Source organism: Komagataeibacter oboediens (assembly GCF_003207815.1).
Lineage (GTDB): Bacteria > Pseudomonadota > Alphaproteobacteria > Acetobacterales > Acetobacteraceae > Komagataeibacter > Komagataeibacter oboediens.
The window spans coordinates 26,224-52,803 of record NZ_NKTX01000001.1 but is presented as its reverse complement, the minus strand read 5'-3'; the positions used below and the strand labels follow the sequence as shown (position 1 = coordinate 52,803).

Sequence of the window (26,580 nt, the reverse complement as noted above, 5' to 3'; positions counted from 1 at the left end):
ATTATCCAGACGTCCTTACGGGAAAACCGGATAGCCTCATGTCGTGAATGACGATGGCATTGCTCGAAATCCATCCTGCCCGCATCCCTATATCGCCTTCCACCATGACCGTTGACGTCACAGGCACGGATTGTCCGAGCGAGCCTACATGTGAATAATCGACTGACAGAATAGCGGGACCATTCTTTCGCCAATGGCGGATTCTGCCATGCGGGTGGTCTCGTCCCATTCCATGCTACCGGGGCATATCTAAAATCAGTTCATTGATAGGAAATGGTTTTCGTGTGTCATCCAATTTCAAAACAGTGAGGCTTCCTGAAGCTTTTTGAACCAAGCTTCACCAAAAGCCTTTCTGTTGAATCAGATGTTTTGAAAAACGTCCTACCCGTTCCCATCCGGCATGGCCGGGGCGGTTTCCCAGCCGGGACCGATAATGGCGGCACTGCGCCGGCCCAACCCGTCATTGCGCAAAACAATCATGTTCTGCTCCTCCAGATACGCCAGTTGCCGCCGGGCGCGTCCCAGCGAATGGGTGCCGTAGGTACGGGCGATCAGGCTGTCAGACGGACAGGGTTCGCCATGCAGGGCGGCACGGGCAATCAGCAGGAAGATACCCTGCACGTCATCGGGCAGCACGCCAGCCATCAGTTCGGCCTGCCGCCACTGCCCGCTTCCCGCCGTCTGCGCATCCACGCCCGCCTTGGCCACCGCCAGCAGGCGGCGAAAGCGCGGCATGTCCAGCGCGTCACGCCCCATGCCCTCGATCCGGCAGCGGACAAGGAAATCCTGATACAGCACATGCACGGGACGAAAGCCCGCATCCTCGTCACGCAGGATATCGCTCAGAATCTCGATAAAGCGCAGCCGCTGGGCTGCCGCATCCACAGGTGGGGTGGCCGGTTCGTCTTCCGCCGCCTCCACGGTTGCGGTTTCGGCGTGGGCAGCAAGCTGGGCCAGAATATCGGGGGGCGGGCTGAAACTGCGCGGTGGACGGGCCGGGATCTCGCGTTCAGGCACGGGGGTCAGGATCAGTTCGCGAATTTCCTCGCCCGCAGGCACCGGCTCGAACGGCATGAGCGTGGGACCAGCCGAGCGGCTTTCGGTTTCCACCGGGCCGATTTTCACCGCCAGCGGCCTGCGGCATATGGCGGGGCCAAGGGCGACAAAATAACCACGTTCAAGATCGCGGAAACTTTCCGCCTGCCGCCGCTCCATCCCCAGCAGGTCGGCGGCCCGCATCATGTCGATGTCAAGGAAAGTGCGTCCCATGAGGAAGTTCGAGGCTTCAGCCGCGACGTTTTTCGCCAGCTTGGCCAGGCGCTGGGTCGCGATCACCCCGGCCAGCCCGCGCTTGCGCCCACGGCACATGAGGTTGGTCATGGCGCCGAGCGAGGCACGGCGCGCTTCATCCGACACCTCGCCCGCCGCCGCAGGTGCAAAAAGCTGGGCTTCATCCACCACGACCAGCACGGGGTACCAGTAATCGCGCGGCACCTCGAACATGCCGCCAAGGAAAGCGGCAGCGCGGCGCATCTGCACATCCGCATCTACGCCCTCAAGGTTCAGTACGACGGATGCCCGGTGCATGCGCATCCGCTCGCCCGCCGCCTGCAGCGCCGCTTCGGTATGTTCAGCAGCGTCAATGACCAGATGGCCGAAGCGTTCAGCTATGCTGACGAAATCGCCCTCGGGGTCGATGATCGCCTGCTGCACCATGCGCGCCGACTGTTCCAGCAGGCGGCGCAGCAGGTGCGACTTGCCCGACCCGGAATTACCCTGCACCAGCAGGCGGGTGGACAGCAGTTCCGCCAGATCCATCGTCACGGGGGCATCGGTTGCCGTGGCCCCGCGCCGTTCACCTATCGTGATCGCAACACTCATGGCGCTGACGGATACCGCCCGCGCTGCGAGTCACGCAACCATTCCCATGCACCCTGCCCCGCCATGCGGCCGGTCGCGATGCAGCCCTGCAGAAGGTAACCGCCGGTCGGGGCTTCCCAGTCCAGCATTTCACCGGCGGCGAAAACACCGGGCAGTGCGCGCAGCATGAAATGTTCGTTTAGCCCGGGCCATGCGATTCCCCCCGCCACCGAAATGGCACGGTCCAATGGCGCAGGCGCGCGCAGCATCACCGGAACCGCCTTGACCAGGCGGGCGAGGGCTGCGGGATCACGCGCTGGCGGTCCGCCTTCCCCTTCGCGCAGCAGGGCGACAGCCACGGGCGGCAACCGCAACGCCTTGCGCAATGTGTTGGACAGGCTTTCACGTGAGCGCACGCGGGCAATCCGGGTGGCGATTTCCGCCACATCCAGCGCGGGTCGCAGGTCGATATGAACCAGCGCCTGCCCATTGCGTGCAATCCGGTCACGAATCGCAGCCGACAGGGCATAGACCGCGCCACCTTCAATACCCATACCGGTGACCACGGCCTCACCACGGACCGTATCCCCCTTATCCAGCGTCAGCGCGATGCCCCGCAGCGGCGTGCCCGCAAAGCGGCTGGTGAACGCGTCACGCCACCCGGTCACGAAACCACAATTGGCCGGCGCGAATGGCGAAACATCGACATTGAGGCCCAGCAGGCACTCCCGCCATGCACCATCCGACCCAAGGCGCGCCCAGCTTGCCCCACCCAACGCCAGCACCGTTGCATTGACGCGCCAGCAGACCGGACCACCGGGACCCGATACCCGCAGCCTGCCATCCGCGTCCCACCCGTCCCAGCGGTGGCGCGTCAGCAGGCGCACGCCACGCGCCGCGAGCCGCGCCAGCCATGCCCGCAGCAGCGGTGACGCCTTCATGGCGCGGGGAAAAATGCGCCCGCTGCTGCCGGTAAAGCAGGGCTGTCCCAGTTCCCCGGCCCATTTTACCATGTCCTGCGGGGTAAAGGCCTGCAGGGCGCGCTCCATCATCGGACGCGCGGCGCCATAGCGCGCGGCAAAGGCATCGGCCGGTTCGGAATGGGTCAGGTTAAGCCCGCCCCGCCCGGCCATGAGCAGCTTGCGCCCCATGGTGGGCATCTGTTCCACCACGCTGACACCACAACCATGGGCGGACAGGACTTCGGCTGCGGCAAGCCCGGCGGGGCCACCGCCGATCACCGCGACATGCGGCCTGAAAACGAATTCGGTCATCAGATGATATAATCGATCGGCGGCAGCATCTGGTCCATGGTGAAGGCCGGCAGGCTGGAATGCCGCGTGCCGACGATCCGGGCGGGATTGCCCACCACGGTGGTGTAGGGCGGCACGGATTCCAGCACGATGGAGCCGGCACCCACCTTCGCACCTTCCCCAATTTCGATATTACCCAGGATCTTGGCCCCCGCCCCGATCAGCACGCCACGGCGTACCTTGGGGTGACGGTCGCCCACATTCTTGCCCGTGCCGCCAAGGGTTACGCCCTGCAGCAGGGAGACGTCGTCCTCCAGCACCGAGGTTTCCCCGATCACGATGCCCGTGCCGTGATCCAGCAGGATACGCCGCCCCAGCTTTGCCGCGGGATGGATATCAACGGCAAACAGCTCGGAACACCGGCTTTGCAGATGCAGCGCCAGATAGCTGCGGTTGTTGTGCCACAGCCAGTGCGCCACGCGATAGCTCTGCACCGCGTGATACCCCTTGAAGAACAGGAAGGGCGTCACGTAATTGGCCGTGGCCGGGTCACGTTCACGGATGGCGACCAGATCGGCCGCCGCCGCACTGACGATATCGGGATCAGCGTCGAATACCTCGCTCACCAGTTCGGCCAGCGCGTCATCCGCCACCGAACGGTCCCCCAGCTTGCGTCCGATCAGGGCGGCCAGCGCACAGCGGAAGGATGCATGGTTGCGGATGCCGGTGGCCAGCAGTCCCTTGACCAGCGGATCATTGCACCCGCATGCGCCGTTCACGATTTCCTGCCACAGCGTGGTCGGGTCCACATGCCCCAGCGTTGGCGGCATGACGGGACGCGTGCGTGTATCCATGGGAATGCCAGCAGGCTGCTTTTCAGACATTAAGCCATCCGTTCCGGCCCTGAGGCCCAGTTATTCGTCGCGGTCCCCGTTTTACAGGCCCATGGCGTGCCGGGCAAAGCTGCGGCGCAGCGGGGTGATGCGGTTGACGGTCGCAAGCCCCACGTCGCGCGCCAGCCGCAGGACCGGGTTGTCATTGCCAAACAGGCGTTCCAGCGCATCGGTCGCCACCAGCATGAGCATGTTGGCGGGCCGGCAGCGGGCCTGATACCTGCGCAGCACATCCGCCGCACCAACGTCCCCGCCACCGGCATGCACGCCACGCAGGATGTCGGTCATGGCAATGACGTCACGGAAACCAAGGTTCAGCCCCTGCCCCGCAATGGGGTGAATGCCGTGCGCCGCGTCCCCCACCAGGGCAAGGCGCGTATCAATATAACGCTGCGCGTACTGCGCCGAAAGCGGATAGACCCACCGCCGCCCCACCGGGTTGACCGCACCCAGCCAGTCATCGCCCATGCGGCGGCGGATTTCATGCGCGAAGGCGTCATGCGGCAGTTCGGCCAGACGGTGGGCCACCTTCTCGCTTTCGGTCCAGACCAGGGCGGACAGGTTGGGGTGTTCGGCCGTTCCCGCCATGGGCAGCTGCGCGAAAGGACCGGCGGGCAGGAAATGCTCCAGCGCGCGACCTTCATGCGGGCGTTCATGGGCCACGGCGCAGACGATGCCGCACTGATTGTAAGGCAGGCGCGTGACGGTAATGCGCGCCTGATCACGCAGCGGGCTGCGTCGCCCTTCGGCCGCGACAACCAGTCGCGCATGGATAACGCGCCCGCTGGTGGTGCGGATGACTGCGCCATCGGGGTTCCGGGTCACCACGCCTTCATCGGGGGCAAAAACATGCAGGCCCGGCGTCGCGTGCAGCGACGCATTCAGCGCCACGCGCAGGGCACGCGCCTCGATCATGGCACCGAAGGGCTGGTCGGCGTCTTCACGCCCGAATTCAAGGAACAGGCGCGACGGCGGACGCCCCGGCCTGCCGTCAGTCACGCGGATTTCGCGGATATCACACGAATCCATGGGCAGGCGCTGCCACACGCCCGCATCTTCCAGCAGGCGGCGCGAGCCTGCGGCAATGGCATAGGCGCGCCCGTCAAAGGCCGGGTGCTCCATGGGCGGCAGGGCCGCGCGGTCAATGATCGCGACCTTCATGCCATCTGAGGCAAGGCGGCAGGCCAGCGTTGCACCCACCGGTCCCGCCCCCACGATGCAGACATCGACCTCAAGGGGTCCGGACGTGGTGGTGGAGGACATGTTCGCGGTCATTTCGTTTCCTGTTCTGGCCCTGCGGGCAGGTGCGGCAAGCCCGTCGGATTTACTCCCCCCCACGGGGGAGGCACAAGCGCGCTTACCATATCGGATGTGCGAAGGCGGATGACATGTATCACCCGATCAGGGTATAGACGGGATGTTACTTTATCTTTCACACACGGTCAGCCCGGCCGGACAGCAGAATGGAGACGCGGTGAGATGAAGCTTGTCACAGCCATCATCAAGCCTTTCAAGCTCGACGATGTGCGTGAAGCCCTGACCCCGCTGGGGATTCAGGGGCTGACCGTATCGGAAGTCAAGGGTTTTGGCCGCCAGAAAGGCCAGACCGAAATCTATCGCGGGGCGGAATACCACGTCAGTTTCCTGCCCAAGATCAAGATCGAGGTCGCCGTGACCGACGACCTGGTGGAACAGGCGGTGGAAACCATTCTGGAAGCCGCCCATACCGGCAAGATCGGCGATGGCAAGATCTTCATCTCCCCGCTTGAGAGCGTCATCCGCATCCGCACGCGGGAGACGGGCGACAGCGCGCTGTAACCCGCATATTTTCACAACCGTCATTTCAGGACCGACCAACCCCATGACCACATCCTTCCGCTTCGGGATCGCAACTGCTTCCGTACTCGCGCTCGCGCTGTCCACAGGTGCCGCGCATGCACGCGAAACCTCCAAGTCGTGCCACCAGAAATTCACCACCGCCCGCACCGCAGGCACGCTGAACGGCCAGAGTTACAAGGATTTCAAGACCGCCCAGTGCGGTGACGTGGCCGCCCCCGAAACCAGGGCCGCAGAACCCGCAGCCCCTGCCGCCGCCAGCCCCGTTGCCGCACCGGCCGCACCAAAGGCGTCCGCCCCGGCTGCGGCCCCCGTGTCCACCAACGCCACGCTGCCCGATGCCGTTTCCCCCAAATACAGCAAGGAAGCCGCCGGCAAGGCCCGCCTGCACACCTGCCTTGACCAGTACAACGCCAACAAGGCCACCAACGCCAATGGTGGCCTGCGCTGGATCCAGCGTGGCGGCGGGTACTACAGCGTGTGCAACGCCCGGCTGAAGGGCTGATCCTCCTCCGCTCACCCCAACGCCAGCAGGGTCCGGCAGTCCATGCCGGGCCTGATTTTTCCGGAGCTGCCGGAACAGCCAGCCCGAACGGCCTCCTGCCATCATGCAGGGATGTTACCGGTGAAGCGTTTGCAGAAAGCTTCAGGCAACGCCGTCCTTATGAAAAACGGGGGGCCCGGACACCTCTGGCGTTGCCGGAGATTCCCTTATCTGGTCGGCTGCCGTGGCGCGGGACGGACAAATGCCTGGTTCGTGGCATAGGATATCCACACCCGGTGGGACGCGAACCAGTCCGACCCCAGCAGCATTTCCAGATGTTCGCGCAGGGGGGCCACGGTCAGCGTAACATTGCGCTCCAGCTCATGACCGACCTGCAGGTTGTCGAAACGGTGCCAGTGATAGATGTCCTTGTGCCCGTCCACGCCTGCGGTCACGCCGCCGGGATCGCGGTCCAGCTGTGACTGGCTGACACCCGCGCGGTGCGCCACCTCCGGCGAGACAATGCGCGAGCGCGCGCCACTGTCGAGCAGCGCCGTGACCGGCCTGCCATCCAGCTTCACTTCCAGCAGGAAACGGTTGTCCTGCCTGCGCAGCGGCAGGGTCTCATATGGCCCGTCCCATGCCGGTGGCGGGGCACAGGCCATGGAGCCATGCTGGATGTTCCACAATGTCAGCGTGCCACCGGGCACATCCATGTCCAGATCGAACCGCGACAGGATATCCCCCCCCAGCAGCCCGGCAACGGGGGGGTGGATCATCGGCTGCCCCGGCAGTTCACCCACCGGCACCGAACGCGCGCCGAAATCGACCCCACCCACCCGCAGGTCGGGCACAAGGGCGTTGGGTGTCGCCTGCGCAATCCCGCCAGTGCCATGGACGACGGTTTCGTGGTCGGGATCAAGCCGCAGGCGCAGGTAGCCCACCATGTCCGGCGTCAGCAGCCCGCCATCCGATCCGGTATCCACCAGCGCGCTCAGGTCATGCCCGGCAATGCTGATGACAATGGACAGGTACCCCCCGTCATCACGCAGCGGCACCTGCGCCACGCGTTCATGGTTGCACAGCCTCAGCTCCGTGCCCTGTGCCGCCATGGCGGGCACGCCCGCCAGCCAGCAGGCCGTAACGGCGGCAGCACCACATGCCGCAAGCCATGCGCGGACCCCGGCCATCAGGCCAGTCGCCCGGCCATGGTGTCCGTGGCCTCCAGCAGGGCGGACAGGATACCCGGTTCGGTCATGGCATGGGCCGCCGTGTCGATAATGTGCAGCTTCGCCTCGGGCCAGGCGCGATGCAGGTCCCAGGCCGTGCGCATGGGGGTCGTGACATCATAACGCCCCTGCACGATGACGGCGGGAATATGCCGTATCCGGTCCACGTCACGGATCAGCTGGCCTTCGTCCAGCCACCCGGCATTGACGAAATAATGATTTTCTATACGCGAAAACGCCAGCGCGTAACGCGGGTCGGCATGCTGTATGACGGTATCGGACGCAGGCAGCAGGGTGATGGTGCGCCCTTCCCAGACACTCCATGCAATGGCGGCCTTCATCTGCACGTCCGCATCCTGACTGGTCAGCTGGCGGTGATAGGCGGCCATCAGGTCACCGCGTTCGGCGGGGGGAATGGGGGCGACAAACTGTTCCCACAGATCGGGAAACAGCCATGACGCGCCATCCTGATAATACCATAGCAGTTCCGCCCGGCGCAGGGTGAAGATACCGCGCAGCACCAGCGCACTGACGCGGTCGGGATGCGCCTGTGCATAGGCCAGCGCCAGCGTTGACCCCCATGACCCGCCAAACACCATCCATGCATCCGCGCCCGTCATGACGCGCAGCCGCTCAATATCCGCGACAAGGTGCCATGTCGTGTTGTTGACCAGTGCCGCATGCGGGGTCGAGCGCCCGCAGCCACGCTGGTCAAACAGCAGGATGCGGTACCGCGCGGGGTCGAACATCTGGCGCTGGAAGGCCGAACAGCCGCCGCCGGGACCACCATGGAGGAAGACAACGGGAATACCGTCGGGATTGCCACACAGTTCCCAATAAATACGATGCCCTTCGCCCGTATCAAGCCAGCCGTGGTCGTAGGGGGCAATCGGGGGATAGGGGAACCGCTGGGACATGGGCAATCCTGTTCATCGTGCAGTATCGGTGGCATGGGGGTGGGCACGTGTCCACACATCCATAAGCCGGGCTTCATCCGCCAGCGTATAACGCTGCGTGGTCGACAGGCTGGCATGACCCAGCAGGTCCTGTATCACACGCAGGTCCGCGCCGCCTTCCATCAGGTGGGTGGCAAAGGAATGGCGCAGCGCATGCGGCGTTGCATGTTCGGGCAGGCCCGCCATGTGCCGCCATGTCCGCATCGCGCGCTGGGCAATGCCCGCCTGCAGGCGGCCACCGCGCACCCCCACGAATAACGGCGCATCGGGCTGTGGCAGCGGGTGTGTGCTGCGCCAGCGCGACAGGGCCTGCATGACCTGTGGCAGCACCGGCACCATGCGTTCCTTCCCCCCCTTGCCGCGTATGCGCAGCACGCCATCACCTTTTGTGCCATCACCAAGGGTACGTGCCAGATCAAGGTCGCGCACATCCAGCGCCAGAGCTTCGGAAATGCGCAGGCCACACCCATACAGCAGCATGAACAGCGCCCCGTCGCGCACCCGCGCCATGGGGGTATGGGCAATGTCCGACACCCCTTCGGGCACCTCCAGCGCCTGCGTCTTTGGCAGCGGGCGGGGCAGCGGGCGGCGCGTACGCGGCGTGGCCAGCAGCCCCGGCGCCGGATTGTCGACGCCATGATAGCGTGCAAGATAGCGATAGAAGGACCGCAGCGCCGACACCCGGCGCGCGCGCGTTCGCGCAGCGCGGTCCTGCGTAGTGGGACGCCGTCCACCCAGTGCTGCAGCATGTTCATGGGCCAGCCATGCCCGCAGGTCGGTCAGCGACAGACCCGCCAGCGCCCCCATGTCCGGCTCCGCCCCCAGATGCTTGGTCAGGAACGCAAGGAACCGGTCCAGATCCCCCCGATAGGCCGTAAGCGTCAGGGCGGACGCCCTGCGTTCGGTCTCCATCCAGTGCAGGAAGGCGTCACGCGCCCCGGTTGCCATCATGTCGCGCACCCTTTCATCGTGCTGTCGCGTGCCTTAATGACGATGTGTGCGCCATGCGCCCATGATGGACAAGACACGGGCGACGGGCGACGGTAGAAAAACACATGCCGCATCGCAATCCTTCACAACCGGACCTGCTGCCCGCCCCTGCCGATGGCCGCGTGCGGGTCATGCTGACCCTGCCCTTTGCCGGGCCGCTGGACTACCTGCTGCCACCGCGCCTGGCGGATGCCCGCCCCGGTGACATCGTGACCGTACCACTGGGCCGCCGCACCGAAACGGGGGTGATATGGGACGCAATCTCCTGTCTGCCCCCCGAATTCACCCCTACCCCCCAGAAGGAGGTGGCGACATCGCGCCTCAAGCCCGTGGCGGCCCGCCTGGACCTGCCGCCACTGCCCGCGCAACTGCGGCAGTTCGTGGACTGGGTGGCGGCCTATACCCTTTCCCCTCCGGGCATGGTGCTGGCCATGGCGTTGCGGGCCAATGCGCTGGCGCCGCTGCCACGTCCCGCCACCGGATGGGCCGCGGCCCCGACGCTGCCTGCGGACCTGCGCATGACACCCGCGCGCCAGAAAGTGCTGGATGCCGCCGCCGGAGGAACGCCCCTGACCACAACGGAACTGGCCCGCCGCGCGGGTGCTGGTGCTGCCGTGATCCGGGGGCTGGCGCAGGCGGGCGCGCTGCGGGCGGTTGAAATCGCCCCGCCGCCACCTTTCGCCCGTCCCGATCCCGCGCATTGTCTCCCCGTTCTGGAAGGTGACCAGGCGGAGGTCGCAACCGAACTGCGCGCCCGCGTGGCGGAAGACAGCTTTTCCATCACCCTGCTGGAAGGCGTGACCGGGTCGGGCAAGACCGAGATTTACATGGAGGCCATCGCCGCATGTATCGCAGCGGGACGGCAGGCGCTGGTGCTGCTGCCGGAAATCGCCCTGTCGGCCCAATGGACGGGGCGGTTTTCCCGCCGCTTTGGCACGGAACCCGCCCTGTGGCATTCCGACCTCGGGTCACGCCTGCGCCGGGTGACATGGCGGGCAGTGGCCGATGGCACGGCGCGGGTCGTGGTGGGCGCGCGCTCGGCGCTGTTCCTGCCGTTTGACCAGCTTGGCCTGATTATTGTCGATGAGGAGCACGAAACCGCCTTCAAGCAGGAAGACGGCGTCACCTACCACGCCCGCGACATGGCGGTAGTCCGCGCGCGCATGAGCCGTGCGCCCGTGGTGCTGGTTTCCGCAACGCCCAGCCTTGAAAGCCTGGCCAATGTTGGCGCGGGCCGGTACCGGCACCTGAAACTGGGCGCACGCCACGGCAACGCCAGCATGCCAGACGTGGAAACGCTGGACATGCGCGCGGACCCGCCCGAACGCGGGCTGTTCCTGTCGCCCGTGCTGACCGGGGCGATCAACGACGCGATCGGGCGTGGCGAACAGGCGATGCTGTTCCTCAACCGGCGCGGATACGCGCCGCTGACACTGTGCCGCACCTGTGGCCACCGCATGCAGTGCCCCAACTGTACCGCGTGGCTGGTGGAACACCGTGCGCGCCATATCCTGACCTGCCACCATTGCGGATATGACGAACCCATTCCGCAGACCTGCCCCAAATGCGCCGATGCCGACAGTCTGACCCCCATCGGGCCGGGCGTGGAGCGGATAACGGAAGAAGCCCGCGCCACCTTCCCTGATGCGCGGATACTGGTCATGGCCAGCGATACACTGAACGGTCCCGCCGCCACCGCCGCCGCGGTCGAGCGCATAGCACGGCGCGAAATCGACCTTGTGATCGGCACGCAGATCGTGGCCAAGGGCTGGCATTTCCCGCATCTGACGCTGGTGGGAATCGTGGATGCCGACCTGGGCCTGGGCGGTGGCGACCTGCGTGCGTCCGAACGCACGGTTCAGCTTCTGCATCAGGTCGCAGGACGTGCGGGCCGTGCCGAGGCGCCGGGCCGCGTGCTGCTGCAAAGCTACGTGCCCGACCACCCGGTCATGCAGGCGCTGGTATCAGGCGATTTCGCCAGCTTCATGGAACAGGAAGCCGAACAGCGCCGCCCCGGTTTCTGGCCCCCCTTTGGCAGGCTGGCGGCCCTGATCGTCAGCGCCGAAACACCCGACGCGGCGGACCTGACCGCGCGCGCGCTGGGCCAGAACGCCCCACGGCTTGATGGCGTGCAGGTGCTTGGCCCGGCGCCGGCGCCACTGGCCATCCTGCGCGGGCGGCACCGCATTCGCCTGCTATTGCGCGCGCGACGCAACATTGCGGTGCAGCCGATCGTGCGCGAATGGCTGTCGCGCGTGAAACCCGAACGCGGGGCGCGGATCGACGTGGATATCGATCCGGTCTCGTTCCTTTAATTGCTTGATGAAAAAGTTTTTGGGTACCGCCTTTTTTCAAAAAGGCGGTGTTCCTCGAAGCTTTTTTGAAAAAAGCCTCACCAAAAACGTCCTATGATTTACTGCGCATCGGTCGCGTGCGTCATGCCGCGCTGCATGGCCACTTCCACCGGGCGACCGGCCAGTGACAGCGCCACGGCCTCGGCAATGCGGATACCGTCAATCCCCGCCGACAGGATGCCACCGGCATAGCCTGCCCCCTCACCCGCGGGGAACAGGCCACGCACGTTCACGCCCTGCCCATCCATCCCGCGCGGAATGCGCAGGGGGGAGGATGTGCGCGTCTCCACCCCCGTCATGACGGCGTCCCGCATGGAAAAGCCCGCTATCTTGCGTTCAAACGCAGGCAGGGCTTCGCGCATGGCGGTCACCGCAAATTCAGGCAGACAGCGCGCAAGATCGGTGGGCGTGACACCGGGTTTATAGGACGGCACGACATCGCCCAGCGTGGTGGATGGCCTGCCATCCAGAAAATCCCCCACCGTCTGGGCCGGGGCGAAATAGGCGCCGCCCCCGGCCTCGAACGCGCGGCGTTCCCATTCGCGCTGGAAGGCGATACCCGCCAGCGGACCACCGGGATAATCGCGTTCCGGCGTCACCCCCACCACAATGCCTGCATTGGCGTTGCGTTCGGCGCGGGAATACTGGCTCATGCCATTGGTCACCACCTGCCCCTCCTCCGACGTGGCCGCGACAACGGTACCGCCAGGGCACATGCAGAAGGAATAGACCGCGCGTCCGTTGGCAGCGTGGTGTACCAGCTTGTAATCCGCGGCCCCCAGCAGCGGCACGGTATCGGGCTGCCCGTAACGGGCGGTATTGATGATGGATTGCGGGTGTTCGATCCGCACGCCAATCGAAAACGGCTTGGCCACCATCTCCACCCCGGCGGCATGCAGGGAGCCAAACGTATCACGCGCGCTGTGTCCGATGGCCAGCACGACGTGGCGTGCCGCAATTTCATCCCCGTCCGCCAGCCGCAGGGCGGCGATGCGCCGGCCGCCCGCACCATCATCATGCACCACGAAATCGGTCACATGCGCGCCAAAACGGTATTCGCCCCCAAGCGCCTCGATCTCCGCACGGATATGCTCGACCATCGAGACAAGGCGGAAGGTACCGATATGGGGACGGGACAGGTAGAGGATTTCCTCCGGCGCGCCAGCGCGCACGAATTCCGCCAGCACCTTGCGCCCGTAGTGACGCGGGTCACTGACCTGGCTGTACAGCTTGCCATCCGAAAAGGTGCCTGCCCCCCCTTCGCCAAACTGCACGTTGCTTTCGGGGTTCAGGATGGATTTGCGCCACAGGGCGAAGGTATCGACCGTGCGTTCCCGCACCACCTTGCCACGTTCCAGCACCAGCGGGCGCAGTCCCATCTGTGCCAGCACCAGTGCCGCCATCAGCCCGCATGGCCCGGCGCCAATCACCACCGGGCGCACGAAATCCGCACGTCCCGCCATGGCGGGACCGTCATCAACCACGAAATGATAGGACGTATCCGGCGCTGCCATGATGTCGCGCGCACCGTCATGCGCAGCCAGAACGCGCGCTTCGTCCCGCACGGCGCAGTCCACCGTATAGACCAGAACGATACGGTGGCGGCGACGCGCGTCATGCCCCCGTCGGAATATGCGTATATCCGTGACGTCAGCAACCGGCACGCCCAGCCGGTCGGCCACCGCGTTCGTCAGGGCGGTGGCATCATGGTCGATTGGCAGGCGCAGTTCGGTCAGTCGGATCATCGGGTCGCGTTTCCATGGCAATGGGGCCGTGGCGATGCCATATCACGGTGGTCTCACGCACAAAATGCGCTAAGTGCTGGTGACGTGCCGTAACCTTCTGCTAGGAAGGCGGCATATTTTCAGTTCCCCCGGATGAATGGATGCGGCCCCATGGATGAGTGCCAGCATAATCATGGCGATCATGACCGCCATGAGCATAATCATGATCATGGTCTTGATGACCACGGCCACGACGATCATGCGGGCCACGACCATGACAGCCATGATCACGCGGACCATGACTGCGGGCATGACCATGGGGGGCTGTTTGGCCACCACCATGTCCACACGCCCGCATCATATGGCCGGGCCTTCGCCATCGGGATCGTCCTGAACCTTGTCTACGTCATCGGGGAAGCGGCATGGGGCGTGCGCAGCCATGCGCTGTCGCTGCTGGCGGATGCGGGGCACAACCTGTCGGACGTTCTGGCGCTGGGGGCCGCGTGGCTGGCGGAAATCCTGTCGCGGCGTTCACCCAGCCGCAATTTCACGTACGGGCTGCGCCGTTCTTCCATACTGGCCGCGCTGGGCAATGCCGTCGCCCTGCTGGTCGTGACCGGCGGGATCATGTGGGAAGCCGTGCTGCGGCTGATCCACCCGCACCCGGTGGCCGGCGTTGCCGTAATGGTGGTGGCGGGCATCGGCATTGCGGTCAACGGGGTGACGGCCATGCTGTTCGCCAGCGGGGGCAAGACGGACCTGAACCTGCATGGCGCGTTCCTGCACATGGCGTCGGATGCGCTCATGTCGCTGGCGGTAGTGGCCGGTGGTGGCCTGATCCTGATGACGGGATGGCTGCGAATCGACCCGGTCATCTGCCTTGTGGTGTCGCTGTCCATCATCGTGGCGACGTGGTCACTGCTGCGGGATTCGCTGGACATGGCGCTTGACCGCGTGCCCCGTGGCATCAACGCAGCACAGGTGGATGCCTTCCTGCGCACGCTGCCCGGCGTGTGCGACCTGCATGACCTGCACATATGGCCGATCAGCACCACCGAAACGGCGCTGACGGTCCACCTGGTGCGCAGCGCCAGTGAAAACGGGCATGCCCCCGATGGACTGCTGAACCGCGCGGCCCATGAACTGCGTGAACGCTTTGGCATCGTCCACCCCACCTTCCAGATCGAAACGCTGAGCGATGCCGATCACTGCGTCCTTGCCGACGCCCGTACAGTCTAGGTTCCAGAGTTCCCTGCCCGATATGTTTTCCAATACCAACACCAAGATACGCGCGGCATGGTGCAGCGTCGTGGTCAGCATCATCGCGCTGGGCATGAAATACGCGGCATGGCGGGTTACGGGCAGCATCGCGCTGTATTCCGACGCGATCGAGACGATCATAAACGTGGTTTCCGCCGTGGCGGGCCTGTGGGCGCTGCGGGTGGCCAGCCTGCCGCCCGACCACAACCATACCTATGGCCATTACAAGGCCGAATACCTGTCCGCCGTGGCGGAGGGGGTACTGGTGGTCATCACCGCCCTCACCATCGCGCATGAGGCATGGGTTGGCTTCATGCACATGCACCCGCCCGAGGATTCGCTGCTGGGCATTTCGCTCAATGGGGGGGCGGGGCTGCTCAACCTCGGCTGGGGGCTGTTTCTCATGCGCATGGGGCGGGCGCACCATTCCCCCGCCCTTGTGGCCAGCGGGCACCATGTGCTGTCCGATGTCTGGACATCGGCGGTGCTTATCTGCGGCTTCGTCCTGATCCCGCTGACGGGGTGGCTGTGGCTGGACCCGCTTCTGGCGGCCATGATCGCGGTGAACGTACTGCGCACGGGGTGGGACATGATGCGCACCTCCATTGCCGGGCTTATGGACGAAGCACCGGATTCCCGGACACTGGGGGAAATCCGCTCCATCATTTCCCATACCGCCACCGGCGCGATCGAGGCGCATGACATCCGCGCGCGTATCGTGGGCGCCATGACATTCATCGAATTCCACCTTGTCGTGCCCGGCGCCATGAGCGTAGAGGATGCCCACCATATCTGCGACCGGATCGAGGACGGGCTGCGCGCGGGTGTGGGGGATGCGCTGATCCACATCCACGTCGAACCTGAACGCAAGGCCAAGCATACGGGCGTGCTGGTACTGCCATAGGATCCTCCGGCCGTTCGCCAGATGGTCGGCTGACCTGCGATAAATGCTGCCCTGGCCCCGCAACCGGACTGTCCCGGCCCGGTTTTACATGTCAGTGCCGTTGCTGAAAGTACATTGCCGGTAATGCGAACCGACCTTACTGAGATCCGCAGGAAGCATATGCGCCACCTGCGCCGTTCCGCCCGCATCACCACCGAACAGTGGCGGCGCAAGCTGGCATGCTGGGCAGCCGCCGTCGTGGTGGGGGTGGTTGCGGTGGGTTTCGCCATGGCAGCGGATGCGGCGGCCACGCTGCGCAACCATATCATCGCCATCAGCCCATGGATCATGCTGGCGCTCACGCCCGCGGGGCTGGCGCTGTCCACGTGGCTGACGCGCACATGGTTCCGGGGCGCGCAGGGCAGCGGCATACCGCAAACCATCGCCACGCTGCACCTTGAGAATTTCGCCATCATCGACCGGCTGCTGTCGCTGCGGGTGGCGGCGGGCAAGATCGTGCTGACCACGCTGGGCCTGGTGGCCGGTGGCTCCATCGGGCGTGAGGGGCCGAGCGTGCAGATAGGTGCCGCCATCATGCATGCCTGTGGACGGTGGCTGAACCTGTCCACCGTCAGCATGCGGCGCGGGCTGATCCTGGCCGGTGGGGCGTCGGGGGTGTCGGCTGCGTTCAACACGCCGCTGGCCGGTATCGTGTTCGCGATCGAGGAACTCAGCCATTCCTTTGAACAGCGCACCAGCGGCACCATGCTGACGGGGGTGATCCTGTCGGGTGTCACGGCCATCGCCCTGGTGGGGAACTACAGCTATTTCGGGCATACGGATGTCGTGGTGCCAATCGGCATAAGCTGGATCGCCGTGCCGACCTGCGGCATCCTTGGCGGGATCGGGGGCGGGGTCTTTTCCGCCATCCTGATCCGGGCCACGCGCGGCCTGCCCGGCGGGCTGGGGCGGTTTGCGCGCGGCAGGCCGGTTGCCTTCGCCGCCGCGTGTGGGCTGCTGCTGGCGGTGATCGGCATCGCATCGGACGGGATCACCTATGGCACCGGCTATGAACAGGCGCATGAAATCATTGAAGGCAAGACGCATTATCCCGCGTCTTTCTTCATCCTGAAATTCATCGCCACCATCATTTCCTACTGTTCGGGCATTCCGGGGGGGCTGTTCGCGCCGTCGCTGGCCATCGGGGCCGGGTTCGGGGGGTGGGTCGCGCAGTTCCTGCCGCATACCACGCCCGGCGCCGTGGTGCTGTTGGGCACGGTGGCCTATTTTTCCGCCGTGGTGCAGTCACCGCTGACCGCATCGGTCATCGTGATGGAAATGTGTGACAACCAGCAGGTGACGCTGGCGCTGCTGGCCACGTCGTTCCTGGCCTATGGCGTCTCGCGCATGATCTGTTCGCAGCCACTTTATGCCGCACTGGCCGAAGCGTTCCTTGATGGCATGGCCACCGCACCCCGCACCCCGGTGGCGACACCACGCCCGCCGGCCGCGCCGCCCCTACCCGCCGCGCGCTGACAGCACGCGGTCATACAGCGCACGCCACTGTGCCGTGACCGCCTGACGGGTAAAACGCGCTTCGTAGTCCCGCCGCCCTCCGGCAACGATCCGCGCGGCCAGCGCCGGGTCATCCAGCACGCGCCGCAGGGCGGCGGCCAGCGCGGGCGCGTCATCAATGGGTACCAGCATGCCATTTTCCCCATCGCGCACATGCGCCCGGGGACCTGCCGTGGCACAGGCGACCAGCGGCACATCCGCCGACCATGCATCGAGGATGACGGTACCAAAGGGTTCATACCGCGACGGCAGCACACATATGTCCGCCGCCGCCATCAACGCCCCCCGATCCGACCGCCAGCCAAGGAAATGCACGCGTTGCGCAAGGCCCAGCCGCGCCGCCTGTGCCATAAGGGCCGCTTTCAGTTCCCCTTCCCCCGCCAGCCACACATGGCAGCGCGGCAGCAGGGCCAGCGCATCAAGCAGCGTCTCCAGTCCCTTGGCCGGATGCAGGCGCGACAGCACCAGCAGCACCGGCGCGTCATCCGGCGTATCCAGCGACCGGCGGGAAACCGGCGGCTGGGGCGTGACAGAGGGAAAGGTCGGGACATAGGCCACCCGGTCCGCAGGTGCGCCGCGTTCGCGCATGGACTGCGCCATGTCCGGCGTGCAGCCCACAAACCAGTCGCAATGCGCGAAGGGACGCAGGTCCTTGTAATTGCCAAACCAGCCAATGACGGGAACACCCGTATGCGCGGGCACAAGTTCCGCCGCACGACGCAGCCAGCAATGGATCAGGTCGGGCTGCATGCGTGCAATCAGGCGGCGCAGCGCGTGACGGACCAATGGGCGCAGGGGCAGGCGCAGCGGTGCCGTTTCCACTGCTACGCCCGCCTGCTGCAGTTCCATGCAGCGGGGAGCTTCGGAGTGCATGACCACGCATTGCGCAAGACCCGCGTCATGCAGGCTGAGCATGACATCGGTGGAATACAGTTCGGCCCCACCATTGCCACGGGCCGCCATGACATGAAGTACGCGCATAACGTCCTGCAATTCATGCAAAAGTTTTTGGCGAAGCATTCTTCAGAAAGCTTCTGGAAGACGCCGCCTTTTGAAAAAAGGCGGCACCCAAAAACTTCCTTTACTCATTATCCGGCTTATTTGGCGCTCAGATCCACCACGCAGGCGCGGCCATCTTCCGAACCAAAGGCAAGGCAACAGCCATCGGGACTGAATTCCAGCGCCGTCACCGGACCGGATCCCCCAATGCATACCGGCAGGATACGCTGTGCCCCGGTATCGGCCATCAGCACCGACCCGTCGGCAAACCCTGCCGCCACGATGTCATGAACGGGATGGCAGGCAACGCGGGTGCACATCACGCCCGGCAGCCCCCCGGCCTCCGCCGGGGGCTTGCCCATCGGCCCCCCGCCAAAGAACGGCCACATCACGATGGTGTCCGCCCCGCTGGTCACCAGCCATTTGCCATTCCGGGTAAAGGCCATGGACTGCACCTTGGACGGATACCCGCTCATGCGCATGTTGTGCCCGTCCGCCAAACGCCAGCCATGCAGTTCCGATTCCTGCATGGAGGTCACCAGTGCCTCGCCTGCCGGGTGGATGGCGATGCCGATATGGCTGCCCTTCCATTCCAGGGGACGCACGGTATCCACCTTCGCCTGCACGAACCACATCGACGCGCCATTGTAGTGCGAGGCCGCGATGCGCTTGCCCTTGGCGTCAAACACGATGCCACTGACAGTGGACGGGTGATCCAGCACCTTCAGCGTCGTTTGCCCGTCCGCATCGCGCAGTTCGACCTGCCTGCCCGATGCAAAGGCGATCACGCCGCCTTTGCCGCTGCTCCATGTCGTGACGTGTTCGATCCAGCGGCGGCCTTTCACAAGGTCACTTACGCTGCCATCGGCCGCAATGCGACGCAGGGCGCTGTCATCGCCACCCGTCAGGAAGCCGGTGGGGCCGGCGTCGGGCGCGATGGCAAGGATCGTGCCGTCATGCACGGTCGTGACGGTCCATGCATCCGACTGGCCCCAGTCGGTACGGTCCGCCACCATGATGTCGCCTTCACCCGTGACGAAGGCCACCTGCTGGCTGTCGCGTGAGACGGTGCAGCCGGTGATCTGGCCTTCAAGCTGGCGCATGGCCCCACGGCGTTCAAGCAGGCCGGTAGGCGGGATGGTATCGTTCACGGTATCGCTCATTTCGCACGGCAGCTTTCAAAACCGCGACGAAGCTGCGGACGGTTGAGGTTACGACCAATGAAGACAAGGCGCGAAACGCGCGGCTCGCCTTCCTTCCACGGACCGATGAAGCCGCCATCGGCCATCATGTGCACGGCCTGAAAGGCGAAGCGCTGGTCTTCGCCAGCATAGTTCAGGATCCCCTTGGCGCGCAGGATATCAGCACCCTGTTCCTGCAGCACCGCGCCGATCCATGCCTGGAACTTGGCCGCGTCCAGCGGTTCCTCCACTTCATAGGACAGGGAGGTCACGTCCGCTTCGTGGGAATGGCTGGTGTCCTCAAGGAAATGCGGCGCGTGTTCCAGCGCGCGCTGCAGGTCGAACCCGCCCTGATCCAGCACATCGGACAGTGGCACGTCGCCACGCTGCGCACGGTGGATGCGGGCCACGGCGTTGATGGAACGGATGCGCGATTCGATGGTAGCCAGCGCGACTTCATCCACAAGGTCGGTCTTGTTGAGGATGATGACATCGGCAAACGCGATCTGGTTCACTGCCTCGGGGCTTTCATCCAGCGTCTGGATGACATTATAGGCATCGACCACCGTGACCACGGCATCCAGACGGGTCTTGCCACGCACGTCCTCATCGACAAAAAAGGTCTGTGCGACCGGGGCGGGATCAGCCAGGCCGGTTGTCTCGACAATGATGCCGTCAAACTTCGCCCGGCGTTTCATGAGGTTGCCGAGGATGCGGATCAGGTCGCCGCGCACGGTGCAGCAGATGCAGCCGTTGTTCATCTCGAACACTTCCTCGTCGGCATCCACCACGAGGTCGTTGTCCACGCCGAGTTCACCGAACTCATTCACCACCACCGCGTATTTGCGGCCATGCTGCGCCGTGAGGATATGGTTGAGCAGCGTCGTCTTGCCCGCGCCGAGGAATCCCGTCAGCACCGTCACCGGTACAAGGGCATTCTGGGCTGCGGCGTCGGGCGACGCCTGAACGGTATCGGACATATGGCCTCCGGTCTTTTCAAATTGCCTGCATCATACGTGGCGTTAAGCCTTGTCTGCCCAGATATAGGGCCATGGGTCGACCTGTCCCATACCCGTCAGCACAGAAAAACGGAAAAGGCGGTCAGGCCCCGCCCCGGTGCAGGGCTGCATCACGCATTGCCGCGCGACAGGCGCGGGCATGATCAATACTGAAACGCGCGGCCTGTGCGCGCCCGCGCGCGGCAAGGGCATCACGCGCGGGCAGGTCGTCCATCAGTCCGGCAATGGCCTGTGCCAGCCCCGCCGCGGGATCGGGTGCACACAGCAGGCCGCCATTGCCCACCACTTCCGGCAATCCGCCCGCGGGGGCCGCGATCAGGGCGGCACCCGCGGCCATGGCTTCCAGCGCGGTCATGCCGAACGGTTCGGGCCAGCGGCTGGGCACGACCACGATGGATGCCTGCGCCATGGCGGCCAGCACCTGTGCATGTGGCCTGTATCCGGCCATCTCCACCCCCGCCGCCGCAGCGCTGGGCAGGAGGTCGGAGACGAACGGGGTCACAGGCGCATCGGCCCGGAAGCGGTCGGCGCCGATCATACAGGAATTCCAGTCGGGATGGATCTGCGCAAGCCGTGCGCAGGCCGCGACAAACAGGTCGGCCCCCTTGTCCGCAACGATGCGCCCGGCAAACAGCACGCGGCGGGCACGCTGCGCCATGGGGGGAACAGCTGCTGGCAACGCCACGCCATTGGGCGACAGCCCCACATGCCGCGCACAGGTATCGGGCAGGCCATCAAGGAACCGCTGCCGCAACCAGCCCGACACGCAGGCTACGTCCATAAGCCGCAGCAGACTGCGCCGCTGGGCCGGGGTTTCCGCATCCCGCATGCCCTGCGGGTCGTTATGCAGCACCAGCAGCACGCGCTGTCCGGGGCGGTGGCGGGCAATATAATGGGCGGTATCGGGGCGGTTGTGGACTTCCACCACCGCCGCGCCACTTTCGGCCACCGCGCGCAGCACGGCGGCGGCGTACCGCACGCTACGCCTGCCCGGTGGCCACAGGCCGGGCTGCACGGCGCGGTAATCATGGCCCGGCAGCAGGGACGGTCCTGCCAGCGGTGGCCCGATGATGACATCCTGTGGCCCTGCAAGAGCCGCAACCTGAAGGCCGATCGCCCCCACGGCACCGGGGGAAAACCCCTCACGCGCGGGCAGGACCACGGCCACGCGCCATGGCATGATCACGGGCGGGGTCTCAGGCGATGTCCTCGAAACGGGACTGCCGCCATTCGGCGGGTTCCTGTGCGGCCTGCTGGTACCAGTCATCAACCAGCGGATGGGCGCGCACGGCCATCATGTAAGCCCGCGATTCCGGTGACGGGTTGATGCCATAGGACAGGAAACGCGCGACGATCGGTGCGAACATGGCGTCCGCCATGCCGAATGTCGCCCCGAACAGGAACGCGCCCCCCTTGCCGAAATCCAGCCGGGCTTCGGTCCAGATGGCGTCGATACGGGCGATGTCCGCATCAATATCCGGCGTGGTGCCCGCCGCGAGCGGGCGGCTGTCCCGCCCGAGGTTCATGGGCATGGCCTGCCGCACTGCCCGGAATCCTGCATGCATTTCTGCCGAGATGCTGCGCGCGTATGCCCGCTGCCGCGCATCCTGCGGCCACAGGCCGGGGGCCTGTTCGGCACAGTATTCGCATATGGCGATGCTTTCCCACACCGCGATGTTCTTATGTTCCAGATAAGGCACCTTGCCATTGGGCGAAATGGTTCGGATGGCGGGCGTTTCCCCATTATCCGCCAGCGGAATCACCTGTTCGCGCACATCCAGCCCGGCCAGCCGCACAGCCAGCCACCCGCGCAGCGACCATGACGAATACCGCCGCGTGCCAATGACCAGAATCCCGTCACTCATGATGCCGCCTTTCCTTCGCTTCCGGCCTGAACCGCGTCCACCCGGCGGATAAAGCCACCGCCCAGCACCCGCGTGCCATCATACATCACGCAGGCCTGCCCCGGTGCGGGCACCGCACCTTCATCCAGTTCCACCCGCGCGCCATTATCCGGGGCCTGCCAGACCGTGGCGGGCCGGGCGGCTTCACGCGCACGGATCTGCACGGCACACCGCAGGCCCTCCGGCCCCGGCGGAGGCACCAGCCAGTTCATGTTGCGCAGCATGAGCGTACGGGCCACGGCCTGCGCGCGCGGGCCGATCACCACACGTTTGCTGGCTGGTTCGATGCCGACCACCATCTGGCGTTCGCCATGCTGCATCGCGGCATTGCCCAGCCGTTTGCTCTGCCCCACGGTGTAGCGGGTCACACCTTCATGCTGGCCCACCACATGACCGGACCGGTCCACGATTTCGCCCGCCCCCGTCACATCGGGCCGCAGTTTTTCCACCAGCCCGGCATAGGAGCCGTCGGTCACGAAACACAGGTCCTGACTGTCGGGCTTGCCCGCAACCGCCAGGCCAAAACGTTCCGCTTCCGCCCGCACGGCGGCCTTGTCCGGCATGTCGCCCAGCGGAAAGCGCAGGAAATCAAGCTGGTCGCGCGTAGTGGCGAACAGAAACCATGACTGGTCACGCCCCGCATCCACGGGGCGGTGCATTTCCACGCCATCCGGGCCATCCACGCGGCGGACGTAATGGCCGGTCGCCATGGCGTCCACCCCAAGGTCACGGGCCATGCCCAGCAGGTCGGTAAACTTCACGCCCTGATTGCACGCAACGCAGGGCACCGGGGTTTCGCCCGCGGCATACGCATCGGCGAACGTGCCGATCACGCTGTCATGGAAACGGCGTTCGGCATCGATGACGTAATGGGGAATGCCCAGCCTGTCGGCCACGCGACGGGCGTCATGAATGTCACGGCCCGCGCAGCACGCGCCCTTTTTCGTACTCTCGCGTGAGTCATAGAGCTGGAGGGTCGCGCCGATCACCTCGTGCCCCTCGTCCACCAGACGGGCGGCAACGACGGAACTGTCCACCCCGCCGGACATGGCCACAAGAATGCGCATGGCTTGGTTCCACTTCCCGATGACAGGCAATGCCCGCAGGACTATCCGCCCCCGGGCATCGCACGTCAAACATCATGTTGCGCGCGTATCATTCCGCGCGGTGTATAACAGGCGCCGGTCAGGACGTGCGCGGCAGACGCACCACCAGACCGTCCAGTGCCTCGGTCATCACGATCTGGCAGCCCAGACGGGACGTTTTTTCCAGACCGAAGGCAAGGTCGAGCATGTCTTCCTCGTCCTCGGTCGGTGGCGTCAGCTTCGGCGCCCATTCGGGGTCGACCACCACGTGGCAGGTGGCGCAGGCCAGCGAGCCCTCGCACGCGCCTTCCAGGTCGATCCCGTTCTTGTGGGCGATTTCCAGAACTGACAGGCCCAGCGGGGCCGCAACTTCACGGCGGGTGCCGTCACGCTCGATGAATACTATATGCGCCATCTTTCCATCCTGCCTGCTACCATTCGCCCGATCTATGGCGAAGAACTGCCTGTCGCGCGGCACCGTGCCACAGCCTGACACATGATTGCCGCCGCGCGATCCACATCGGCGGCTGAGGTATAGCGTCCGACGGCCAGACGCAAGCCTCCGGCGGCCTGAACACCGTCCAGCCCCATGGCCGTCAGCACATAGGATGGCGTCACCTCGGCCGAGGAACAGGCCGACCCGGTGGACAGGCACAGCTGCGGCGCAGCCCGCAGAAGGTCCAGCGCCCGCACCCCGTCAAAGCGCAGGTTGAGGTTGCCCGCCAGCCGTCCCGACATGCTGCCATGGACATGCACGCCCTCACATCCCGCCCGCAGCGCCGCCAGAAACCGGTCCCGCAGGCCCGCCAGCCGCGCGCGCTCCGCCGCCCCTTCGCTGCGTGCGATCCGGCACGCGGCCCCGAATCCGATCACCAGCGGGGCAGGCAGCGTACCCGACCGCAGACCGCGTTCCTGCCCGCCGCCTGAAAACAGCGGAGCCAGCCGCACGCGCGGCCTGCGGCGCACGAACAGTGCGCCCACCCCCTTGGGGCCATACAGCTTGTGCCCCGACACGGATGCAAGGTCGAGATCCCATGCCCGCACGTCCACGTCCACCTTGCCCACGGCCTGCGCCAGGTCGCTGTGCAGCAGGGCGCCCGCCTTGCGGACCAGCGGGGCGAGGTGCGCGAGATCTTGCATCACCCCGGTTTCGTTATTGGCTGCCATGATGCTGACCAGCAGCGTCGGGACACGCAGCGCCTCCTCCAGCACGGCCGGGTCCAGCGTGCCGTCTGGCCGGACCGGCAGGATCACCGGCTCGCACCCCTCACGGCCCAGGTCACGCACCGATTCCAGCACGCATTTATGTTCGGTCGCCAGCGTGATGACACGCCTGCGCGGATCGCCACGCTCCAGCAGGTGACGCACCGCGCCCTTGATGGCGATGTTGTTGGCTTCCGTCGCACCGGAGGTCAGCACGATCTCACGCGCGTCTGCCCCCAGTATCGCCGCAACGTCGGCCCGGGCCTGTTCCACCGCGTCATGGGCCGCGCGCCCCGCCGCATGGTCCAGGCTGTGGGGATTGGCGAAGCTTTCGGTAAACCACGGCATCATTTCCGCCATTACGCGGGGATCGCATGGCGTGGTGGCCTGATAGTCAAGGTAGATCAGGTCAGGATACGCATTCATGCCGCACCTGCCTGCACCGCGGGCAGGCGCCCGGCCATGGCCGTGTAGGCCGCTATGAAGCCATCGACCTGCGCCTGTGTCACCGACCATGGCAGGGACACACGGATGGCGCAGCCCGCGTCCTCCCCAAATCCCATGGCGTCCAGCACGTGCGAACGCGTGACCTTGCCCGATGAGCAGGCTGACCCGGCCGAAACGCAGCACCCCGCCATGTCCAGCGCGATCAGCTGCGTCTGCGCCCGCCGTCCGGACAGCAGCAGGCTGCTCGTATTGGCCAGGCGCGGGGCATCCGCGCCGCAGACCTGCGCACCCGCCGCCACCGCCGCCGCCTCGATCCGGTCGCGCAATGCGGCCAGCCGGGTGGCCTGCTGCGCCATATCCGCCACCGCCACCGTGGCGGCAGCCGTCATGCCGGCAATGGCGGGCAGCGCGGGCGTGCCGCCACGCCGACCCTGTTCCTGCCCCCCACCTGCCAGCAGCGGGGTGATGGCGTGGAACCGCGCACCCGCCAGCAGCAGCGCACCAGCCCCCTTCGGACCGCCAAATTTATGGCCTGAAATGGCGATACTGTCCGCCCCCAGCCCATCCATGGTGAAGGGAATGCGACCCGCTGCCTGCACCGCATCCACATGCACCAGCGCACCATGGGCATGGCACAGCGCAGCAATGTCGCGTACGGGATTGATGACACCGGTTTCGTTATTGGCCAGCATGACACAGACCAGCGCTGGCGTGCCGCCATCGGCTGCCAGCATGCGTTCCAGCGCGCCGGTATCCAGCACACCATCGCGACCAACGGGCACCACCTGCGCCCGTGCCGCCGCCCTGACCGCGTCATGTTCGCTGGCCCCCACCAGCACCCGCCTGCCATGGGCCTGACCGGTAATGGCCAGCACGTTCGCCTCTGTCCCGCCCGATGTCAGGACACAGTTTTCCGCCATCACCCCGAACAGGGCGGCCAGCCCCTCGCGCGCGGTTTCCAGAACGGCACGCGCGGCACGCCCCGCACGGTGAACGGATGCGGGATTCCCCACTACGTCCGCCGCCGCAACCATGGCGGCCAGAGCCTCGGGCCGGACGGGTTCGGACGCATTCGCGTCGAGGTAGCTAAAACTGTCGCGTCGGGTGTTCATGCTATCCAGCCATATGGTTACGCCAAGTCGTTTTGCGACATGGATTACGATTTATCTGGCATTTTGTGAATCCACACCGCTATAAGGCAGCGCAACATAATATTTATTGCAACGTGTTATGGCTGGTGCACACACCATTTCCATACCGCTGCCTCAATGTCGCCCGCCCGCCATCCGGGCATGGCAAGGAGAGCAAACCGATACGACACACCCGGCCCGCCACCGAAAAAAGCCTGATCCCCATGCCGGGTGGACACGATGCATGACCATATCTGCCCCCCGCGCAGGGCACGCCTGCCGAAGACGCACTTTTGTCCGGTAGGCAACAGGCCC

At 65.6% G+C, this 26,580-nt stretch carries 23 protein-coding genes; 6 read left to right on the top strand and 17 right to left on the bottom strand.

The features are described 5' to 3' along the window. Nucleotides 1-381 precede the first annotated feature (381 nt). The 4 genes from CFR80_RS00240 to CFR80_RS00225 form a co-directional block, all read right to left on the bottom strand. Nucleotides 382-1,881 carry an ATP-binding protein gene (locus CFR80_RS00240; protein ID WP_010515056.1) on the bottom strand — a complete coding sequence of 500 codons (1,500 nt, stop codon included), beginning with the start codon at nt 1,879-1,881 and terminating at the stop codon, nt 382-384. Continuing rightward, a complete protein-coding gene (locus CFR80_RS00235) occupies nt 1,878-3,134 on the bottom strand; it encodes a TIGR03862 family flavoprotein (protein ID WP_010515057.1) in 1,257 nt (418 codons plus the stop codon). Before CFR80_RS00235 ends, CFR80_RS00240 begins: the two co-directional genes overlap by 4 nt. Then, nucleotides 3,134-3,943: a serine O-acetyltransferase gene (cysE, locus tag CFR80_RS00230; RefSeq protein WP_232275760.1), complete on the bottom strand. Its 810-nt coding sequence runs from the start codon at nt 3,941-3,943 to the stop codon at nt 3,134-3,136. The genes CFR80_RS00235 and cysE overlap by 1 nt, the downstream gene beginning before the upstream one ends. 105 nt (nt 3,944-4,048) lie before the next feature. Next, complete coding sequence (locus tag CFR80_RS00225) at nt 4,049-5,281, bottom strand: UbiH/UbiF/VisC/COQ6 family ubiquinone biosynthesis hydroxylase (protein ID WP_010515059.1); 1,233 nt, start codon at nt 5,279-5,281, stop codon at nt 4,049-4,051. A 204-nt stretch (nt 5,282-5,485) separates the two neighbouring features. On the opposite strand from CFR80_RS00225, the gene CFR80_RS00220 reads away from it, so the two are divergent. Together CFR80_RS00220 and CFR80_RS00215 are read left to right on the top strand one after the other, a co-directional pair. Next, a complete protein-coding gene (locus CFR80_RS00220) occupies nt 5,486-5,824 on the top strand; it encodes a P-II family nitrogen regulator (RefSeq protein ID WP_010515060.1) in 339 nt (112 codons plus the stop codon). A gap of 43 nt (nt 5,825-5,867) precedes the next feature. After that, nucleotides 5,868-6,347 carry a hypothetical protein gene (locus tag CFR80_RS00215; RefSeq protein ID WP_010515061.1) on the top strand — a complete coding sequence of 160 codons (480 nt, stop codon included), beginning with the start codon at nt 5,868-5,870 and terminating at the stop codon, nt 6,345-6,347. A gap of 206 nt (nt 6,348-6,553) precedes the next feature. Here the strand turns inward: CFR80_RS00215 and CFR80_RS00210 are convergent, their stop codons facing one another. The 3 genes from CFR80_RS00210 to CFR80_RS00200 are packed head-to-tail and all read right to left on the bottom strand — an operon-like array spanning nt 6,554 to nt 9,462. After that, the gene (locus CFR80_RS00210) at nt 6,554-7,516 is read right to left on the bottom strand and encodes a retroviral-like aspartic protease family protein (RefSeq protein WP_110507003.1); all 963 of its coding nucleotides are present in this window, start codon (nt 7,514-7,516) and stop codon (nt 6,554-6,556) included. Beyond that, nucleotides 7,516-8,472, bottom strand: a complete 957-nt coding sequence (gene pip / locus CFR80_RS00205; RefSeq protein ID WP_048855622.1) for a prolyl aminopeptidase — start codon at nt 8,470-8,472, stop codon at nt 7,516-7,518. Before pip ends, CFR80_RS00210 begins: the two co-directional genes overlap by 1 nt. Nucleotides 8,473-8,484: 12 nt before the next feature. Continuing rightward, nucleotides 8,485-9,462 (bottom strand): tyrosine recombinase XerC, encoded by a 978-nt coding sequence (locus CFR80_RS00200; protein WP_010515064.1) that lies wholly within the window; start codon nt 9,460-9,462, stop codon nt 8,485-8,487. Between the two features lie 104 nt (nt 9,463-9,566). Here CFR80_RS00200 and CFR80_RS00195 point away from each other — a divergent pair, with 104 nt between their 5' ends. Further along, entirely contained in the window at nt 9,567-11,816 is a 2,250-nt protein-coding gene (locus CFR80_RS00195; RefSeq protein ID WP_010515065.1) for a primosomal protein N', read from the top strand. A gap of 98 nt (nt 11,817-11,914) precedes the next feature. Here CFR80_RS00195 and CFR80_RS00190 read toward each other — a convergent pair whose 3' ends face one another. Beyond that, complete coding sequence (locus tag CFR80_RS00190) at nt 11,915-13,600, bottom strand: NAD(P)/FAD-dependent oxidoreductase (RefSeq protein WP_010515066.1); 1,686 nt, start codon at nt 13,598-13,600, stop codon at nt 11,915-11,917. Between the two features lie 150 nt (nt 13,601-13,750). On the opposite strand from CFR80_RS00190, the gene CFR80_RS00185 reads away from it, so the two are divergent. The 3 genes from CFR80_RS00185 (at nt 13,751) to CFR80_RS00175 (ending at nt 17,258) form a co-directional block, all read left to right on the top strand. Beyond that, the gene (locus CFR80_RS00185; protein ID WP_010515067.1) at nt 13,751-14,818 is read left to right on the top strand and encodes a cation diffusion facilitator family transporter; all 1,068 of its coding nucleotides are present in this window, start codon (nt 13,751-13,753) and stop codon (nt 14,816-14,818) included. A gap of 22 nt (nt 14,819-14,840) precedes the next feature. After that, on the top strand, nt 14,841-15,743 hold the full coding sequence (locus CFR80_RS00180) for a cation diffusion facilitator family transporter (protein ID WP_010515068.1): 903 nt from the start codon (nt 14,841-14,843) through the stop codon (nt 15,741-15,743). Nucleotides 15,744-15,902: 159 nt separating this feature from the next. Then, nucleotides 15,903-17,258 (top strand): chloride channel protein, encoded by a 1,356-nt coding sequence (locus CFR80_RS00175; protein ID WP_010515069.1) that lies wholly within the window; start codon nt 15,903-15,905, stop codon nt 17,256-17,258. On the opposite strand, the gene CFR80_RS00170 is transcribed toward CFR80_RS00175, so the two are convergent. The 9 genes from CFR80_RS00170 to CFR80_RS00130 all read right to left on the bottom strand — a co-directional run bounded on the left by CFR80_RS00170 (nt 17,241) and on the right by CFR80_RS00130 (nt 26,247). Then, on the bottom strand, nt 17,241-18,278 hold the full coding sequence (locus CFR80_RS00170; protein WP_029329561.1) for a glycosyltransferase: 1,038 nt from the start codon (nt 18,276-18,278) through the stop codon (nt 17,241-17,243). The genes CFR80_RS00175 and CFR80_RS00170 overlap by 18 nt on opposite strands. A gap of 116 nt (nt 18,279-18,394) precedes the next feature. Then, entirely contained in the window at nt 18,395-19,459 is a 1,065-nt protein-coding gene (locus CFR80_RS00165; RefSeq protein ID WP_010515072.1) for a WD40 repeat domain-containing protein, read from the bottom strand. After that, nucleotides 19,456-20,457 (bottom strand): CobW family GTP-binding protein, encoded by a 1,002-nt coding sequence (locus tag CFR80_RS00160; protein ID WP_010515073.1) that lies wholly within the window; start codon nt 20,455-20,457, stop codon nt 19,456-19,458. Before CFR80_RS00160 ends, CFR80_RS00165 begins: the two co-directional genes overlap by 4 nt. 121 nt (nt 20,458-20,578) lie before the next feature. Next, a complete protein-coding gene (locus CFR80_RS00155; protein WP_029329563.1) occupies nt 20,579-21,676 on the bottom strand; it encodes a glycosyltransferase family 4 protein in 1,098 nt (365 codons plus the stop codon). Between the two features lie 16 nt (nt 21,677-21,692). After that, a complete protein-coding gene (locus CFR80_RS00150) occupies nt 21,693-22,361 on the bottom strand; it encodes a glutathione S-transferase family protein (RefSeq protein ID WP_010515075.1) in 669 nt (222 codons plus the stop codon). After that, nucleotides 22,358-23,467, bottom strand: coding sequence for a tRNA 2-thiouridine(34) synthase MnmA (gene mnmA / locus CFR80_RS00145; RefSeq protein ID WP_010515076.1), 1,110 nt, complete (start codon nt 23,465-23,467; stop codon nt 22,358-22,360). The genes CFR80_RS00150 and mnmA overlap by 4 nt, the downstream gene beginning before the upstream one ends. Before the next feature lie 118 nt (nt 23,468-23,585). Beyond that, nucleotides 23,586-23,900, bottom strand: coding sequence for a ferredoxin family 2Fe-2S iron-sulfur cluster binding protein (locus tag CFR80_RS00140; protein ID WP_010515078.1), 315 nt, complete (start codon nt 23,898-23,900; stop codon nt 23,586-23,588). A 32-nt stretch (nt 23,901-23,932) separates the two neighbouring features. Further along, entirely contained in the window at nt 23,933-25,114 is a 1,182-nt protein-coding gene (locus tag CFR80_RS00135; RefSeq protein ID WP_010515079.1) for a cysteine desulfurase family protein, read from the bottom strand. Beyond that, the gene (locus CFR80_RS00130) at nt 25,111-26,247 is read right to left on the bottom strand and encodes a cysteine desulfurase family protein (RefSeq protein WP_010515080.1); all 1,137 of its coding nucleotides are present in this window, start codon (nt 26,245-26,247) and stop codon (nt 25,111-25,113) included. Before CFR80_RS00130 ends, CFR80_RS00135 begins: the two co-directional genes overlap by 4 nt. Between the last annotated feature and the right edge of the window lie 333 nt (nt 26,248-26,580).